This window comes from Rhizobium sp. L9, assembly GCF_002531885.1.
Lineage (GTDB): Bacteria > Pseudomonadota > Alphaproteobacteria > Rhizobiales > Rhizobiaceae > Rhizobium.
Window position 1 is genome coordinate 1 of the sequence record NZ_NWSZ01000006.1, and the last position, 17,395, is coordinate 17,395.

11 protein-coding genes and 1 pseudogene are annotated in these 17,395 nt (G+C 62.1%); 6 read left to right on the forward strand and 6 right to left on the reverse strand.

Annotated features, from left to right (window positions below):
- Together CO660_RS33750 and CO660_RS32710 are read right to left on the reverse strand one after the other, a co-directional pair.
- A pseudogene (locus tag CO660_RS33750) lies at nucleotides 1-129 on the reverse strand (5-aminolevulinate synthase); the annotation flags it as partial.
- Nucleotides 126-311 carry a hypothetical protein gene (locus tag CO660_RS32710; protein WP_141504809.1) on the reverse strand — a complete coding sequence of 62 codons (186 nt, stop codon included), beginning with the start codon at nucleotides 309-311 and terminating at the stop codon, nucleotides 126-128. The pseudogene CO660_RS33750 and the gene CO660_RS32710, both read right to left, overlap by 4 nt.
- 91 nt (nucleotides 312-402) lie before the next feature.
- On the opposite strand from CO660_RS32710, the gene CO660_RS06950 reads away from it, so the two are divergent.
- The 3 genes from CO660_RS06950 (at nucleotide 403) to CO660_RS06960 (ending at nucleotide 9,560) form a co-directional block, all read left to right on the forward strand.
- On the forward strand, nucleotides 403-660 hold the full coding sequence (locus tag CO660_RS06950; RefSeq protein WP_088677611.1) for a YMGG-like glycine zipper-containing protein: 258 nt from the start codon (nucleotides 403-405) through the stop codon (nucleotides 658-660).
- A 167-nt stretch (nucleotides 661-827) separates the two neighbouring features.
- Nucleotides 828-2,756 (forward strand): autotransporter assembly complex family protein, encoded by a 1,929-nt coding sequence (locus tag CO660_RS06955; protein WP_176536243.1) that lies wholly within the window; start codon nucleotides 828-830, stop codon nucleotides 2,754-2,756.
- 60 nt (nucleotides 2,757-2,816) lie between these two features.
- A complete protein-coding gene (locus CO660_RS06960; RefSeq protein WP_097598138.1) occupies nucleotides 2,817-9,560 on the forward strand; it encodes a translocation/assembly module TamB domain-containing protein in 6,744 nt (2,247 codons plus the stop codon).
- A 6-nt stretch (nucleotides 9,561-9,566) separates the two neighbouring features.
- On the opposite strand, the gene CO660_RS06965 is transcribed toward CO660_RS06960, so the two are convergent.
- A complete protein-coding gene (locus CO660_RS06965; protein ID WP_176536244.1) occupies nucleotides 9,567-10,004 on the reverse strand; it encodes an Lrp/AsnC family transcriptional regulator in 438 nt (145 codons plus the stop codon).
- Nucleotides 10,005-10,126: 122 nt separating this feature from the next.
- On the opposite strand from CO660_RS06965, the gene rocF reads away from it, so the two are divergent.
- The 3 genes from rocF to CO660_RS06980 all read left to right on the forward strand — a co-directional run bounded on the left by rocF (nucleotide 10,127) and on the right by CO660_RS06980 (nucleotide 12,955).
- Entirely contained in the window at nucleotides 10,127-11,062 is a 936-nt protein-coding gene (rocF, locus tag CO660_RS06970; protein WP_064811477.1) for an arginase, read from the forward strand.
- A 21-nt stretch (nucleotides 11,063-11,083) separates the two neighbouring features.
- Nucleotides 11,084-12,283, forward strand: coding sequence for an ornithine--oxo-acid transaminase (gene rocD, locus CO660_RS06975; protein ID WP_097598139.1), 1,200 nt, complete (start codon nucleotides 11,084-11,086; stop codon nucleotides 12,281-12,283).
- A gap of 195 nt (nucleotides 12,284-12,478) precedes the next feature.
- The gene (locus CO660_RS06980) at nucleotides 12,479-12,955 is read left to right on the forward strand and encodes a chemotaxis protein CheW (RefSeq protein WP_097598140.1); all 477 of its coding nucleotides are present in this window, start codon (nucleotides 12,479-12,481) and stop codon (nucleotides 12,953-12,955) included.
- Between the two features lie 249 nt (nucleotides 12,956-13,204).
- On the opposite strand, the gene CO660_RS06985 is transcribed toward CO660_RS06980, so the two are convergent.
- The 3 genes from CO660_RS06985 to fdhF form a co-directional block, all read right to left on the reverse strand.
- Complete coding sequence (locus CO660_RS06985; protein WP_085779673.1) at nucleotides 13,205-13,450, reverse strand: formate dehydrogenase subunit delta; 246 nt, start codon at nucleotides 13,448-13,450, stop codon at nucleotides 13,205-13,207.
- Nucleotides 13,440-14,264, reverse strand: a complete 825-nt coding sequence (gene fdhD, locus CO660_RS06990) for a formate dehydrogenase accessory sulfurtransferase FdhD (RefSeq protein ID WP_097598141.1) — start codon at nucleotides 14,262-14,264, stop codon at nucleotides 13,440-13,442. The genes CO660_RS06985 and fdhD overlap by 11 nt, the downstream gene beginning before the upstream one ends.
- Nucleotides 14,265-14,337: 73 nt before the next feature.
- Entirely contained in the window at nucleotides 14,338-17,217 is a 2,880-nt protein-coding gene (gene fdhF, locus CO660_RS06995) for a formate dehydrogenase subunit alpha (protein WP_097598142.1), read from the reverse strand.
- Between the last annotated feature and the right edge of the window lie 178 nt (nucleotides 17,218-17,395).

The following is a 17,395-nucleotide window of genomic DNA, read 5'->3' on the forward strand; positions in this document are numbered from 1 at the left end:
ATCGGCAAAAACGCGGTAGCGGCCCTCGGCATGAAGCCCGTCCAGCTCGTTTTTGAAAAATGCTTCGAAATCCATCATATGCTCCAGTATCGCGCGGCCGTTCTTGCCGACCGGACGTCCGCGCGTCAATGCTTACCCTTTGCTTTAACATCAACTGCGGCAAAAGGCCCAGATTTTTGAATGATTCCAGACAAAAAAATGCGTGCGCCACAATCAGTGGGATCGGTGCGCAAAAGCGCCTGACATAGGCGCAAAATCCGCACGGCCGCAACAACACTCTTCGCGAAAAAAATCAGGCCAAGAGTGGACAACCCTTTCTTCCGACATAGTTTTCCAGCTAGCCTGCCAAAAAAACAAAAGGGACGGCCTTTGCCCACTGGACAACAACCTCGGAGAGAAGAGATGAAAAAAGCTGTCATACTCGCATTGATCGGCCTGTCGATCGCAAGCTGCACGCCGACCCAGCAGGGCGCCGGTATCGGCGCTGCATCGGGCGCCGTCATCGGTGGCGCGGTCACCGGCGATGTCCGTGGCGCGGCGGTCGGCGCCGCCATCGGCGGCGTGTCGGGCGCCCTGATTGGCAGCGTCGCGGAACAGCCCGGCCAGTGCTACTATCGCGACCGCTATGGCCGCCGTTACATCGATGCATGCCCGCGCTGAGAGGCTGACGAAACCGCAAAAAAAGGAAATCCCGGACACACATCCGGGATTTTTTGTGCTGAATTAGTGCGTGGGCAATTTAAAATGGTACACCCTGCGCGATTTTGCCGCTAAGCTGTTCACGGCTGGGCAACGAAGCTTCATGTAGGCGTAACCAAAAGCAGCGGATGCGGATTAGAGGGACAAGTCCGAAAATAGGTTTTGCGTATCGGCGAACAGGCACCATGATGGTGGTCGCAGCGGCAGCTGCTTTCTCACCGGTCCTGATCGGCGATGCTTACGCCTTCAAGCTTTTCGGCATCACCATCTTCGGCAAGGAGGAGGACGAGAGCGAACAGGTGCCCGATCCGGTGCGCTATCAAGTCGACCTCAAGGCCGACACCGCCGATCCCGATCTCAAGGAAGCGCTCGAAAACAGCTCCCGCCTCGTCAGCGACCAGAAACAGCCGGTCTCCGGCGATCTCGGCATCGTCGTCAAGGCGCGTGACGACCGCGAGCGGCTGATCGCCGCCTTGTACGAAAAGGCGCGCTATGGCGGCGTGGTGACGATCACCATCGATGGCAGAAACATCGACGACCTGCCGCCCAATCCGACCTTCGACCGCTCCGGGCCGATCCCCGTCACCGTCAATATAACACCCGGTCCCGTGTTCAGGGTCAGAGAGGTGCAGTTCGGCGGCGACGCCGCAGATCGCAATCCCGCCGATTACGACCTTGCCCCCGGCGCCGAGGCCGGCTCGCTCACCATCATCAAGGCCGGCGACAAGATTGTCGAACAGTTGAAAAGCGAAGGCCGGCCCTTCGCCAAATTGACCGAACGCAAGGTCGTCGCCGATCACAGGAGCGATACGGTCGACATCGTGCTTGCTGCCGAAGGCGGACCTGTCGCCCCGATCGGCGACGTCGGGGTCACCGGCGAAAAGACCGTGCGCCCGGGTTTCATCCAGCGTTATTCCAGGCTGAACAAGGGAGACGCCTATTCGCCGGAAGCGCTGAAGAAGGCCGGCGAGCGGCTGCGCGCCCTCGGCGTCTTCTCCAGCGTCACCATTCATGAGAGCGATGCCTTGGCGCCGGACGGCACCCTGCCGATGACGATCGAGGTTTCCGAAGGCAAGAGGCGTTATTTCGGCGTCGGCGCGCAATATTCCACCACCGACGGCCTCGGCATCCAGGGTTATTGGGGCCACCGCAACCTATTCGGCGAGGCCGAGACGCTGAGGATCGAAGGCTCGGTCTCGCGGCTCGGCGAAACAACCGATGTCGGCAGCCTCGACTACTCCGCCGGCATCCTCTTCACCAAACCCGGGGCCTTCTTCCCGGCCGCCACGCTGAAGGCCGGCATCGTCGCCAAGACCCAGAACCCGGACGCTTATAATGCGACGCTCGTCACCGCCTCGCTTGGCCTTTCCTATGAACTGACCGACAAGGACACGGTGTCGGCGAGCGGCGAAGTCAGCTGGGAGCGTGATGACGACGCCTTCGGCACCAATGACTATCTGACCATCGCCCTGCCGCTTCAATATGATCGTGACGCACGCGACGACAAGTTCAATCCGACCGAAGGCTATCGGGCGACAGCATCGGCAAAGCCCGGCTACGAGATCTTCAACGCCACACCCTACGCGGCATTCGAGGGCTCGATCTCCGGCTATCTGCCCTTCGGCGCCGAGGACCGCCTCGTGCTTGCCGGCAAGATCGCCGCCGGCGTGCTGATCGGCGGCGGCGGGATCGAGGACATTCCTGCCACGCAGCGTTTTTTCGCCGGCGGCGGCGGTTCAGTGCGCGGATATAGCTATCAGGAGATTTCGCCTTACAATGACAATGGCGATGCCACCGGCGGCCGCTCCTATGTGACCGGGTCGTTGGAGGCCCGCTTCAAGATCACCGATACAATCGGCCTCGTGCCCTTCATCGATGTCGGCACCGTATCGGATAGCACCTTCCCGGGTTTTTCCGATATCCGCGCCGGCGCCGGCGCGGGAATACGATATGCCACACCTTTCGGGCCGTTGCGGCTTGATTTTGCCGTGCCGCTGAACAAGTACGAAGATGGCACAGATTATGGAATTTATGCCGGCATCGGCCAATCCTTCTAGGGTTGCGATTCCGGCTTCTTCCGATCGATGGGCCGCATGAAAACGGGGTAGTCCGCGCCGATGCAAACGCTGGCAAAAATCGTCAACTGGATCGTGCGGGTCACCGGCTATGCCGTAGGCGCCATTTTGATTCTCGCTGTCGCGGCACTTGCGATCTTCGGCTTCACCTCCTTTGGCGCCCGCATCGTCACCGAAAGGATCGCCTCCACCCTTTCCAACCGCGACATGACGATCGAGGTGCGCGAACCGGAAGGGCTTTTGACCGGCGGGCTTCGCGCCGCCGAAATCTCCCTAACCGACACCAGGGGCGTTTTTGCGGAAATTCACGGCGTGGCAATCGATTGGAACCCGCTGGCGCTGCTGACGGGAACATTCCACGCCAAGCGTTTCCAGATCGACACGATCAACGTGCTGCGCAAGCCGGTGCGCACCCTGCCCTCGCGGCCCGGCGCCGAAAACTCCGGCGGCTTCGCACTTCCGGTCAAGATCGATGTCGACCATGTGGCCCTGCCCGATATCAAACTGGCCGAAGCTTTTGCCGGGCGCGCCTTCGCGCTCGCCGCCAACGGCAGCCTTTCGGCGGATGGCGACGGCGGCGAAGCGATGGTCAATGTCAGCCGCCACGCGGTTCCGGATGCGCGCCTTACTGCCGATATCGCCTACGCGCCGGCCGAAAACCGGCTGCAGCTGAAGGCTGAGCTTGCCGAGCCGAAGGGTGGGCTGTTGGCAGGCTTCCTCGGCCTGCCTGGCAATCCTGCCGTCAACATCGACCTCGACGGTCAGGGACCGATCTCCGACTGGACGGGCAAAGTGCAGGCTGCGCTCGACGGACAGCAGCGCGCTGCAATCGAGGGCCGGCATACGACTGGCCCAGACGGACTGCACCATCTCGATCTCAAGGGTGGCGGTGACCTGAGTTCGCTTCTTCCCGCGGCATTCCGGCCGCTTTTCGCCGGCCAGACCAATATCGACCTTGCCGCCACCTTCGACGATCATGGCAAGCTCGATATCCAGACCGGCAACATCGCCACCGGCAGCGTCGTCATCGCCGCATCGGGCGCGCTTGATCCGGCCGGCAACAACAGCCTGAACGCCAATCTGCTCGGCACATCCGGCCCCGTCGATTTCCGCTGGCCGCTCGCCGAAGGCGAAGCGCGCTTTCTGATATCAGGCCTCAACCTGGCTCTAACAGGCGAGGCGCAGACCGCCCGACTGAGCCTCAGCGGCTCGCTCGACAGCGCAACCCTGCCGCAGGCCGATATCGGCAACGTCAAGCTGACAGCAAAGAGCGACGCCTTCAATCTTGCCGCCCGTTCCGGCAGCGTTCAGCTACGCCTCGTGGCCGGCGACGCAACCTTTACCGAGCCGAACCTCAACCGCGCCGTTCAAGGCCCTATCACGATCGCCGCGCCGCTCCAGATTTCGCCGGGCGACATCGGCTTCAACGGCACCACCGTCGAAAGCGCCAATATCAACGGCAGCCTCAACGGCTCCTATCGGCTGGCGGACCGCGCGCTGACCGGCAATGTCAAGCTGAGCGTCGAACCGGCGGCCCTGCCGGCTGCGGCGACGAGCAGGTTCGATCAGCCGATCTTGGTCGAAAGCCAGGTGACCGGCACGATCCCGTCGAAACTCGCGCTGTCCAACCTCGTCCTGAAATCCGGCACGCTTGAAGCTGCCGGCAACGTCGCGCTCGACGGCTCGATGTTGAACGCCGATCTTTCAGGCCGGCTGCCCGATATCGGCAAGCTGACGACAGGCGCGAGCGGCGGAGCAGGTTACGCGCTGAGGATCGGAGGCGAACTGCCGGCGATCTCCGTGACAGCCAATATCAAGGCTCCCAGCCTTGAGATAGCTGATCGCGCGCTCGCCGACCTCAATATCGATCTGTCGGGTGTCGCCGATCCCAAGGCGCCGCAGGGGAAGTTTGCGGCCACCGGCACGATCGACGGACAGCCGCTCGGCATCAACGGCGACATCCGTTCTGAAAACGGCAAGACGAACATTCCCGCACTGACCGCCGATGTCGGCGGCAACCGGCTGACCGGCAATCTGGAACTCTCGCCCTCCTTGACACCCTCGGGCGCGTTGACCTTCGATTTTCCCAAGCTCGGCTTGCTGGCCGCGCTCGGCGGACAGAAAGCCGAAGGAGACCTCAAGGGTTCGCTCGGCATCGATAGCCACGACGGCAAGATCGCGCTCAAGCTCGTTGCGTCAGGCGCCTCGATCCGCCGCGATACGCTCGCGATCGCTAAGCCGGATGTCGACCTCACGGTCAGCGATCTCAGCACCCTTGCGGCAAACGGCACGCTCAGGGCCGAGGAGGTAGCTGCCGGAGCGAACAAACTTGGCGGACTTTCTCTCAGTTTTACCAAGCAGCAAGACCGCACCAACTTCGACCTCGATGCTGCCTATGACGGCAATCCCGTGATGGCGGACGGCACCATCGAGATGGCCGCCGGCAATATCGGCCTCAACCTCGATCGGCTCTCGGCAAGCCCCCGCAACATTCCGATCGAACTCGCCGCGCCGACGCGGGTCACGGTCACCGGCGGCGTCGCCAATCTGGACGGACTGACGTTGAAGACCGGCGCCGGCTCGGTATCGGTTACCGGTTCGGCCGGCGAGACGCTGAAGCTCGATGCCATCATCAAAGAGCTGCCAGCATCACTCGTCGACGGTTTCGTGCCGAATCTTTCGGCTGGCGGCACGATCTCGGGAACGATTGCCGTGACGGGAACGCCGGCAGCACCCATCGCCGATTTCAAACTCGACTGGAAGGATGCGACCACAGGACAGCTTAAGGGCGCGGGCCTGGCACCGCTCGGCATCATCGCCAGCGGTAAATTCGTCGACAAGAAGCTCGATTTCGACACGACAATCGCCGGTGCCGACAGCCTGTTGCTCAAGGCAAGCGGCGACGTCGGGCTCGCCGATCCGAGGGCGCCGGTGTTCGATATCGACGCCGATATCCTGAACCTGCCGGCGCAGGTCGCCAATGGTTTTGTTTCCGATCTCGCCGCCGAGGGCGCCATCACGGGAAAGGTGACCGCTTCCGGTTCCCTAAAGGCACCAACCGCCAATTTCGACCTTGCCTGGAAAAGCGCTGCCACGCGCCACACGAAGCGCGCCGGCCTCGCGGCTCTTGATGTGGCCGCGTCCGGCAAATTCGCGGACAACAAGCTCGATTTCGACGCCGCAGCCATCGGCGCTGACAGACTCTCGCTCAAGGCAAACGGCAACGTTGATATCGCCGAGGCGACGATCGGCGACATCAAGGTCGATGCAACACTGAACAATATCCCCGCAGCTATTGCCAACGGCTTCGTTCCCGATCTCGCAGCGGAAGGCGCTTTCTCCGGAACGGTCGCGGCCAGCGGGTCGCTTGCAGCTCCGATCGCCGATTTTGATCTCCATTGGCAAAACGCCGCAACGAGTCACACGAAACGAGCCGGCCTTACCGGTCTTGAAGCTAGGGCGTCCGGAAAGTTCGCCGACAACAAGCTCGATTTCGACGCTGCGGCCAGCGGCGCCAACAACCTCTCGCTCAAGGCAAACGGCAACGTGGACATCACCGGAACGACGGTCGGCAGCGTCAAGGTCAACGCAACACTGGACAATATCCCGGTGGCTATTGCCAACGGCTTCGTTCCCGATCTCGCAGCGGAAGGTGCTCTCTCCGGAACGGTCGCCGCCAGCGGGTCGCTTGCGGCTCCGATCGCTGATTTTGATCTCCATTGGCAAAACGCCGCGACGAGCCACACGAAACGAGCCGGCCTAACCGGTCTTGATGCCACGGCGTCCGGCAAATTTGCCGACAACAAGCTTGATTTCGACGCCGTGGTCGCCGGCGCAGACAGCCTCTCGCTCAAGACGAACGGCAATGTCGCCGTGACCGGCACGACGATCGGCACCGTCGCGGCCGATGCGACGCTGTCAAATATCCCGGCAAGCCTGGCAAACAGCTTCGTCGCCGATCTCGCCGCCGAAGGCACAGTCTCGGGGAGGATCTCGGCTGCGGGCTCGCTTTCCGCCCCGACCGCCAATTTCGACCTCAATTGGAAAGACGCTGCGACGAGCCACACGAAGCGTGCCGGCCTTGCCGCTCTCGCCATGACCGCATCGGGGAAATTCGCCGATAACAAGCTGGATTTCAACGCGGCCGCCGGTGGCGATCAAGGTCTCTCATTGAAGGCCATGGGCAATGTCGCTCTCGCTGGTACGGCGATCGACAGCGTGAAGGTCGATGCCGAAATCGCCAAACTCCCGGCTGCGCTCGCCAATGCCTTCGTCCCCGATTTGGCGGCCGGCGGCACAATATCAGGCACGCTCTCGGCAGCCGGAACACCCGCTGCACCCAAGGCCGATTTCAAGCTCGACTGGACGGACGCCGCGACCAGCCACACCAGAAGCGCGCATCTTTCCGGCCTCGCGCTTGCCGCATCGGGACACCTCGCCGACAACAAGCTCGACTTCAACACCAATCTTGGCGGCCAGGACGGCCTGTCGCTGAATGCCGCTGGCAATGTGGCGATATCGGGCACTTCGATCCGCAACATCGACGTCAAAGCCGATCTTGCCAATCTGCCCGCGGGCCTTGCCAACGGCTTCGTTCCCGGTCTTGCCGCCGAGGGCACCGTGTCGGGAACGGCATCCGCCTCAGGAGCGCTGCCGAAACCCGCCGTCGATTTCAAGCTCGATTGGAAGAACGCCGCCACCGCCCAGACCAGAAGCAGCGGCTTGTCGGGCCTGAGTGCCGCGGTCACCGGCAAGTTCGCCAATGACAGGGTCGATTTCGATGCTAGCCTTGCCGGCAAGGACGCCATGTTGGCCAAGGCGGCGGGTGGCGCGACGATCGCGGGAACCGCGATACGCGACCTTTCGATCAATGCCGATATTCCGGCGCTGCCCGCAAATATCGCCAATGCCTTTGTTCCCGGCCTCGGAGCCGAAGGCACGCTGTCGGCGAGCGCCCAGACATCGGGAACGCCGGCAGACCCGATCGTCGATTTCAAGCTGAATTGGAAAGATGCCGCGACCAGCCACACCAAGGCCGCCGGCCTCTCCCGCCTTGCCTTGGCGGCGACGGGAAAATATGCCGGCGACCGGCTGGATTTTGATGCCGACCTCAGCGGCGGTGGCGGTATTTCGCTGAAAGCCGCTGGTAATCTTTCCATTGCAGGCACAACGATCCGATCGATCGACGTCACCGCAAACGCCGCCAATGTTCCGGCCGCCATCGCCAACGGTTTTGTTCCTGGCATAGGAGCCGAAGGCACGATCTCGGCGACGGCCAAAGTGACTGGCACGCTGAGCTCGCCCGTCGTGGACTTCAAGGTCGACTGGAAGAATGCGGCAACGAGCCAGACGAAGGGCGCCGGTCTTTCGCCATTCACCATCGGCGCATCCGGCAAGCTTGCCGATAACAGGCTGACGGTCGACACCAACCTTGCCGGCGACGCCGGCATGTCGCTGAAAGGCGGCGGCAGCGTCGTGATATCGGGCAACCGCGCCCTCGACATGCGCTTCAACGGCAATGTTCCCTTCGCCGTGCTTGGCGCCCCGCTCGCACAGCAGGGCTTTGTCGCCGACGGCGTCGCCAAGGTCGATCTTAAGATTGGCGGAACGGCCGCAGCCCCCGTCATCAACGGCACGGTCTCGACATCAGGCGCCAAGCTTGTCGACGTCAGGCGCAATCTTGCCGTCAACAATCTCGCAGCCACCGTCACCTTCAATGGCAACCAGGCCGTCATCTCGCGCCTCAGCGGCAATCTGGGCGGCGGCGGCACGATTTCGGCAAGCGGTACCATCGGCATCCAGCCCGCCGGCGGATTTCCCGCCGACATTTCGATCAAGCTCGACAAGGCCGTCTATGTCGACGGAACGCTTGTCGTCTCGACCGTCAACGGAACGGTCGGCCTGCGCGGGCCGATCCTGAGTGCGACGCTGAGCGGCAAGCTTCGGCTGGACAAGACCTCGATAACCGTCCCGGAAAGATTGCCGACCTCACTCCGTGAAATCGACATCCGGCATAAAAACGCACCGCGAGCGGTGCTGGCGCAGCTGCGCGATGACGGTGAACGGAAGCCGGGGGAGAAGTCCTCGATTATCACACTCGACCTCGAAATCGATGCGCCCTCGCAGATCTTCGTGCGCGGCCGCGGCATCGATGCCGAGCTTGGAGGTCTCGTGACGATCCGCGGAACGGCGGCAGCACCGATCGTCACCGGTGGCTTTACAATGCGCCGCGGCCGGCTCACCATTCTCAATCGTCGCCTCAATTTCTCCGACAAGAGCAAAATCACCTTTGCCGGCGACCTGACGCCGGCGCTTGACATGGAAGCGACCTCCACCTCCGGCACGACGACCCTGACGGTCGATGTCTCAGGCCTTGCCACCGATCCGTCAATCACCTTTTCCTCCTCGCCTCAGCTGCCGCAGGACGAGGTGTTGGCGCAGCTGATCTTCGGCCAGTCGATGTCGAAGCTCTCGCCGGTGCAGATCGCCCAGCTCGCCGACGCCGTCAGCCAGCTGGCCGGCAACCGCTCCACCTCGCTTTTCGAGGGTCTGCGCAACCAGCTCGGCGTCGACGATTTCGACATCAGCACCGACGCGAAGGGCCAGACGAGCGTCAGCGTCGGCCGCTATCTTAACGACCGTACCTATTTCGAATTGCAGCAGGGCGGCTCGGCCGGCGCCAAGGCAATCATCAATCTCGATGTCGGCCGTGGCGTCAAATTGCGGGGAGCCGCCGGCGGGAATGGCGCCGGCGAAGCGGGCATCGTCTATGAACGGGAATATTAAAGCAGCTTAGAAACCCGTCTTGCTCGTTTTAAGAAGGATGTTGGTCTCGGTCGAATTGATGCCGTTGATCAGTCTGATTCGGCGCAGCGTCTCGTCAAAGGCGGCAAGATCGCGGTCCTCCAGCTCGGCGACGAAATCCCATTTGCCGTTGGTGCTGTGAAGCGCCCGCACCTGCGGCAAGCCCCTGAGCTGATCGGCCACCCTGTCGGCGAGCTTGCCGAGCACCTCGATCATGACGATCGCGCGCACGCCAGCGGATCGCGTCTCGTGACTGGTGCGGATGGTGAAGCCGACGATGGTGCCGCTGGCGACCAGCCGGTCGATACGGGCGGCGACCGTTGCCCGCGATGCACCGGTCATTGCCGCGAGCGAGGAGACGGACATGCGAGCATTATGGCGAAGCGCACTCAGAAGTTCGGTATCGAGATCGTCCACGTCGAACACTTTGTCAAAATAGCTTTATCAATCTGCGCAATTATAATCCATTTCCGGCACTTTTCCATCTTTTTGCCGCCAGCCCTTTATCCCACTATCGGCCGAAAACAGGCCTCAAACGGAGCCCTCGAATGAATGCGCAATCGCGATCAGTCACCCTCATCGGCGCACCCTTGGAAGAAGGTTCGGGTCGCAGAGGCGCCGCCATGGGCCCCGCGGCGCTGCGGATCGCCGGCGTCGACCAGACCCTGATTGATCTCGGCCACGACGTCGCCGATATCGGCGATCTCTCTATCGTGCCGGCGATGGATCTGCCGAATCATCCGAAAGCCCATAATCTGAGGATCGTCGGTGCCTTCACCCGCGCATTGGAAAGCAGCGTCTATGACGTCGCCGCCGCCGGCCGCTTTCCGCTGATTCTCGGCGGCGATCATAGTCTGTCGATGGGCAGCGTCTCCGGCATGGCGCGTTATGCCGCCAGCAAGGAGCGCCCGCTCTTCGTGCTCTGGCTCGATGCCCATGCCGATTTCAACTCTCCGGCAACGTCACCCTCCGGCAATATTCACGGCATGCCCGTCGCCTTCTTCTGCGGCGAGGCGGAGTTCGCCGAAATCCTCCCGAAGGACCGGCCCTTCGTCGACCCGAAGAATGTCTTCCAGGTCGGTATCCGTTCGGTCGATGCGCGCGAGCGCGAGGAAATCCATGAACACGGCGTCAACGTCTTCGACATGCGGGCAATCGACGAGCAGGGCATCGGCGCCATCATGCGCGAGATTCTCGCTGTTGTCGCAAAGGCCAACGGCCTGCTGCATGTCAGCCTTGATCTCGACTTCCTCGATCCCGACATCGCGCCCGGAGTCGGCACGACGGTGCCTGGCGGTGCGACCTTCCGCGAAGCGCATCTTGTCATGGAAATGCTTTCCGACAGCGGCCTCGTCTCGTCGCTCGATCTCGTCGAGCTCAATCCGTTCCTCGATGATCGCGGCAAGAGCGCCCGTATACTGGTGGAACTGACGGCAAGCCTCTTCGGCCGCCGCATCTTCGATCGTCCGACACGCGCCGCATAGACAAGCTGAGGGAGAAGCGCCATGAACACTTCGGAAAAACTGATCGCAACGGAACAGCGGCTCGGCGCCCACAACTATAAGCCGCTCGACGTGGTGCTGACGCGTGGCGAAGGCGTGTATGTCTGGGATACCGACGGCAATCGTTATCTCGATTGCCTCTCGGCCTATTCTGCCGTCAATCAGGGCCATTGCCACCCGAAGATCCTCGCCGCCATGGTCGAACAGGCGGGGAGGCTGACGCTCACATCCCGCGCCTTCCGCAACGATCAGCTCGCCCATCTCTACGAGGAGCTTGCGGCGCTGACGGGCTCGCACAAGATCCTGCCGATGAATTCCGGCGCTGAAGCGGTGGAGACCGCCATCAAGGCGGTGCGCAAATGGGGTTACGAGGTCAAGGGTGTTCCTGAAGGCAAGGCGGAAATCATTGTCTGCGCCGACAATTTCCATGGCCGCACACTGAGCATCATCAGTTTCTCCACAGATCCCGACGCCCGCACCAGCTTCGGCCCCTATACGCCGGGCTTCCGCATCATTCCCTTCGGCGACGCCGAGGCATTCGAGGCCGCGATCAACGGCAATACCGTGGCAGCCCTGATCGAGCCGATCCAGGGCGAAGCCGGCGTCATCATCCCGCCGGCCGGTTATTTCACCCGCATCCGCGAGCTCTGCACTGATAACAACGTCACTCTGATCCTCGATGAGATCCAGACCGGCCTCGGCCGTACCGGCAAGCTGCTGGCGGAGGAGCACGAAGGCATAGAGGCCGATGTGACGCTGATCGGCAAGGCGCTTTCCGGCGGCTTCTATCCCGTATCCGCCGTCCTTTCCAATTCCGAGGTGCTGGGCGTGCTGAAGCCTGGCCAGCACGGCTCGACCTTCGGCGGCAATCCGCTCGCCTGCGCGGTGGCGCGCACGGCCCTCAAGGTTCTCGTGGAGGAAGACATGATCGAGAACGCCGCCGCGATGGGCGATTATTTCCTCGAAGGCTTGAGGTCGATCCGCTCCAACATTGTCAGAGATGTACGTGGCCGTGGCCTGATGATGGCGATCGAACTGGAGCCCGAAGCCGGCGGCGCGCGGCAATATTGCCATGCGCTGAAGGAGCGCGGCCTTCTCGCCAAGGACACCCATGACCACACGATTCGCCTCGCTCCGCCACTTGTTATAACGAGGGAGCAGGTCGATTGGGCCGTCTCGCAGATCGAAATGACGATCGGCTGAAGTAGAGCGAGGCGGAAAAGCTTTATGCTCCCGTTCCCGATTTAGATTTGGGCAACACTCTTCCGTTAATGTCGTCGCTAACCGTAACGATGCTTTGAGTGCAGAGTCATCGCGTGGTGTGAAGGCAAAGCTCGTCCGCGCCAATGGTGGCGCACCCGCTTCTGCTTTGGCTTACGACAGTTGGGAAGAATTCTAATGGCCACGATCAATTCCACTAGCTTCAGCGGCGATACGCTCGAGATCATTGCCTTCCGCCTCCATGATCAGGAGTTTTGCGTCAAGACCACGACCATCCGCGAAATCCGCGGTTGGGCGCCCTCGACCCCGATCCCGCATTCGCCGGCCGATGTTATCGGTGTCATGAACCTGCGCGGTTCGGTCATCCCGATCATCGATCTCGCCTATAAGCTCGGCATGAAGAGTACGGTTGCCAACGAACGCAGCGCCATCGTGGTCGCCGAAGTTCATAGCATGGTCATCGGCATGCTCGTGGACCGCGTCTCGGATATTCTCACCATCTCATCCAGCCAGGTTCAGCCGGTGCCAGAAGTGACGGCCTCCTTCGACCGCGCTTTCTGTGAAGGCATCATCGCCTCCGAAAACGGCATGATCTGCTTCCTGAACCTCTCCAAGATGTTCAAGGAAAATGAGACGGATGAACTGGCTGCCTGATCTGCCGGAACAATTGGATATCGGAAAACCGCCGCTTTCGGCGGTTTTTTATTGCCGCCGACTTTCTTGCAGCGCCGCGACCTCGGCATCCCTCAGAACCACTTGTCCGGAAGCGGCCTGACCAACGCGTTGGCGATGAGACCGGGCGCCGGCATGACGGCAAGGATATACATGGCGCCGGTATAGAGGGCAGTGGCGCGTGCGCAGGCAGTTTGCTGCTGTCTCCCCTCCGGCAGACACCACTTTGAATTACCGGACCCGGTTTGCCTCCGCCTCCGGCTTGCGGATCAGTGGAGCGGCCTGAAGCACGAGAGCATCCAGGCCATTCTCCTCTTTCTCGAGAATTTCAAACAACTGCCGCCGCATGCGCCGCTCCCAGAATTTGTTGATGTGCGTGGCGACGCCTTGCGCGGCCTCGTCTTGCGGCTGGCTTTTGAAAAAAGTGGCGATCTGGTTTGCCATATAGACAAGCTTGGTTTTGGTATCATGCGACATCGGCGATGCTTCCGGGCGAGATGCGGTGCGGGTGTGTGAAAATCTCGAAATCTTCGCCGCGCACCAGCGCGACGAGCGTCATGCCGGCCGCTTCGGCCGTGCGGATGGCAAGGGCCGTCGGCGCTGAAATGGCAATGAGCGCTGGGCTGCCGAGGATCGCCGCCTTCTGCACCATTTCCACCGACAGCCGGCTGGTGACGACGACTGCGCCGTTTCCGCCGCTTTCGCCGGCGCGGATGACGGCGCCGCAGAGTTTGTCCAGCGCGTTATGGCGGCCGACATCTTCGCGAACCGCGATCAGCCCGCGGCCGGGAAGGTAGAATCCAGCGCCATGGACGGCCCGCGTCTCCCGATGCAGCGGCTGCGCATCGTTCAGAAGCGAAACGGCCTGAACGATATCCGCATGAGACAGCGTCAACGGCGATGCCGAGACATCGGGCACCGGCCGCACCGCCTGTTCGATCGATTCGATGCCGCAGAGCCCACAGCCGACTGGTCCGGCCATGCTGCGGCGGCGCGCCCGCAGCCGATCGGCGACGTCGTCGGTAAGGCTGACCTGCACGTCGATGCCCTGCCCCCCCTCGACGATCTCGACGGCGGATATCTCCGCCGGCTTGGCGATAATCCCTTCCGTCAGGCTGAAGCCGACGGCGAAATCCTCAAGATCCGCCGGTGTCGCCATCATCACCGCATGCGAACTGCCGCCATAGGAAAAGGCGATCGGCACTTCCTCGGGCACGATGCGCGAACCGCTGTGCATGACGCCGTTGCGGCGGGCGGTTTCGGGAGCACGGGCGGTGGTGGCGAAAGTCATCACAGACGCCGCCTCTTCTCCCCGAGGAAACATGGGAGGATCTCGCCGACAACGCCAAATCGCCCCGGCATCGTCACTCCGCCGCTTCAAGCTTGCCGGCGATGCGGCGCGATTGCCGTGCCTGCTCGTCATATTCGAGCTGCCACTCGCTCGGCCCGTTCGACGGCGAGACCTGCACCGCCGTCACCTTATATTCCGGGCAGTTGGTCGCCCAATCGGAAAAGTCGGTGGTGATGACGTTGGCCTGCGTATTGGGATGATGGAAGGTCGTATAGACGACACCGGGCGCGACACGATCGGTGATCAACGCCCGGAGCGTAGTGTCGCCGGAGCGGCTGGCGAGCTTCACCCAGTCGCCATCGCGGACGCCGCGCTGTTCGGCATCGTGCGGATGGATCTCCAGCCGGTCCTCCGCGTGCCAGACGACATTCTCCGTCCGTCGCGTCTGTGCCCCGACATTATACTGGCTGAGGATTCGCCCGGTGGTGAGCAGAAGCGGGAAACGCGGGCCGGTGCGCTCGTCGGTCGCCACATATTCGGTGCGGATGAACTTGCCCTTGCCGCGCACGAAGCCGTTGACATGCATGATCGGCGAGCCGAGCGGGTTCTTCTCGTTGCAGGGCCACTGCACCGAGCCCATCTTGTCGAGATAATCGTAGGAAACCAGCGCGAAACTCGGCGTCGTCGCGGCGATCTCGTCCATAATCTCGGAAGGATGGGCATAGTTCCAGTCGAGCCCCATCGCCTGGGCAAGCTTCTGGGTCACTTCCCAGTCGCCATAACCGTTGCGCGGCGTCATCACCTTGCGCACGCGGTTGATGCGCCGCTCGGCATTGGTGAATGTGCCGTCCTTCTCGAGGAAGGTCGAACCCGGCAGGAAGACATGGGCGTAGTTCGCGGTTTCGTTGAGGAACAGGTCCTGCACGACGACGCATTCCATTGCCGCAAGGCCTGCCGCGACATGTTTCGTATCGGGATCGGATTGGAGAATGTCCTCGCCCTGGACGTAAAGGCCTTTGAAGGAGCCGTCGACCGCCGCATCGAGCATGTTCGGAATGCGCAGGCCCGGTTCGTCGCTGAGCTTCACACCCCAGAGCTTTTCAAAGATATCGCGCGTGGCATCGTCGGAAATATGCCGGTAGCCGGGCAGTTCGTGCGGGAATGAGCCCATGTCGCAGGAGCCCTGCACATTGTTCTGGCCGCGCAGCGGATTCACGCCGACACCGGGACGGCCGATATTGCCGGTCGCCATCGCCAGATTGGCGATCGCAATGACCGTCGTCGAACCCTGGCTGTGTTCGGTGACACCGAGGCCGTAATAGATCGCACCATTGCCGCCCTTGGCATAGAGCCTTGCCGCACCGCGCAGATCCGCCGCCGGCACCCCGGTGAAAACCTCCGTCGCTTCGGGACTATGTTGCGGTTCGGCGACGAAGGCCGCCCAGTCCTCGAATTCCGACCAGTCGCAGCGCTCGCGGATGAATGCCTCGTCGTAGAGCCCTTCGGTGACGATCACATGCGCCAACGCCGTCATGACCGCGACATTGGTGCCCGGCTTCAGCGGCAGGTGGTAGGAAGCCTCGACATGCGGCGACCGGACGATATCGGTACGGCGCGGATCGATGACGATGAGCTTCGCCCCCTGGCGCAGCCGCTTCTTCAGCCGCGAGCCGAACACCGGATGGCCATCCGTCGGGTTGGCGCCGATGATGACGACGACATCCGAATGTTCGATGCTGTCGAAATTCTGTGTGCCGGCCGAGGTTCCGAATGTCTGGCCGAGACCGTAGCCGGTCGGGGAATGGCAGACGCGGGCGCAGGTATCGACATTGTTGTTGCCGAAACCGGCGCGGACCAGCTTCTGCACCAGATAGGTTTCCTCATTGGTGCAGCGCGAGGAGGTAATGCCGCCGATCGCGTCGCGCCCATATTGATACTGAATGCGGCGGAACTCCGACGCCACATGCGCGAAGGCCTCGTCCCAGCTCACCTCCCGCCAGGGATCGCTGACCTTTTCGCGGATCATCGGGTTGAGAATGCGGTCCTTATGTGTGGAATAACCGTAGGCGAAGCGGCCTTTGACGCAGGAATGGCCGCGATTGGCTTGTCCGTCCTTCCACGGCACCATACGCACCAGCTCCTCGCCGCGCATCTCCGCCTTGAAGGAGCAACCGACGCCGCAATAGGCACAGGTTGTGACGGCCGAATGCTCCGGCTGGCCGATCTCGATCACCGATTTCTCCGTCAGCGTCGCCGTCGGACAGGCCTGGACGCAGGCGCCGCAGGAAACACATTCGGAATCCATGAAATTCTCATGCATGCCGGGTGACACGCGGGAGCCAAAACCACGCCTTTCGATAGTCAGCGCGAAGGTGCCCTGAACTTCCTCGCAGGCGCGCACGCAAAGCGAACAGACAATGCATTTGGAGGGATCATAGGTGAAATATGGATTGGACTCGTCCTTCGGCATCCATTTCAGATTGATGTCGCCGTTGCTGCGCGCCTTGACGTGATTGTCGCCCTCATAGCCGTAGCGTACGTCACGGAGGCCGACAGCACCGGCCATATCCTGCAATTGGCAATCGCCATTGGCAGCGCAGGTGAGACAGTCGAGCGGATGATCGGAAATATAAAGCTCCATCACACCGCGGCGGATATCCTTCAATCGTCCCGTCTGCGTGTGCACCACCATGTTTGCCGCCACCGGCGTCGTACAGGAGGCCGGCGTGCCGGCGCGGCCCTCGATCTCGACAAGACAGAGCCGGCAGGAGCCGAAGGCATCGACCATGTCGGTGGCGCAGAGCTTCGGCACCTCGATGCCGGCTTCCATTGAGGCGCGCATGATGGAGGTGCCCTCCGGCACGCTGATCTGCTGCCCGTCGATGGTGAGCGTCACCATGGTTTCGGATTTCGAAGCGGGAGTGCCGTAGTCGATTTCATGGATGAGAGACATGGATTGCACCTCCGCTAGATTTCAGTATCGGGCGCCTTGAGGCATGCCGCTCATCCGCCTGCCGGCACCTTCTCCCCGCAAGCGGGGCGAACGGGTATGCCGCACCACCTTCACTCGATACGCGACCTCGTGGCACGTCTCCTCTCCCCGCAGGCGGGGAGAGGGTTAGGGTGAGGGG

Coding starts and splice junctions, on each gene's coding strand:
- CO660_RS06985 (WP_085779673.1), bottom strand. CDS start 13,450: ATGTCGCATGATACCAAAACCAAGCTTGTCTATATGGCAAACCAGATC.
- CO660_RS06950 (WP_088677611.1), top strand. CDS start 403: ATGAAAAAAGCTGTCATACTCGCATTGATCGGCCTGTCGATCGCAAGC.
- fdhD (WP_097598141.1), bottom strand. CDS start 14,264: ATGACTTTCGCCACCACCGCCCGTGCTCCCGAAACCGCCCGCCGCAAC.
- CO660_RS06960 (WP_097598138.1), top strand. CDS start 2,817: ATGCAAACGCTGGCAAAAATCGTCAACTGGATCGTGCGGGTCACCGGC.
- rocD (WP_097598139.1), top strand. CDS start 11,084: ATGAACACTTCGGAAAAACTGATCGCAACGGAACAGCGGCTCGGCGCC.
- CO660_RS06980 (WP_097598140.1), top strand. CDS start 12,479: ATGGCCACGATCAATTCCACTAGCTTCAGCGGCGATACGCTCGAGATC.
- fdhF (WP_097598142.1), bottom strand. CDS start 17,217: ATGTCTCTCATCCATGAAATCGACTACGGCACTCCCGCTTCGAAATCC.
- rocF (WP_064811477.1), top strand. CDS start 10,127: ATGAATGCGCAATCGCGATCAGTCACCCTCATCGGCGCACCCTTGGAA.
- CO660_RS06955 (WP_176536243.1), top strand. CDS start 828: ATGCGGATTAGAGGGACAAGTCCGAAAATAGGTTTTGCGTATCGGCGA.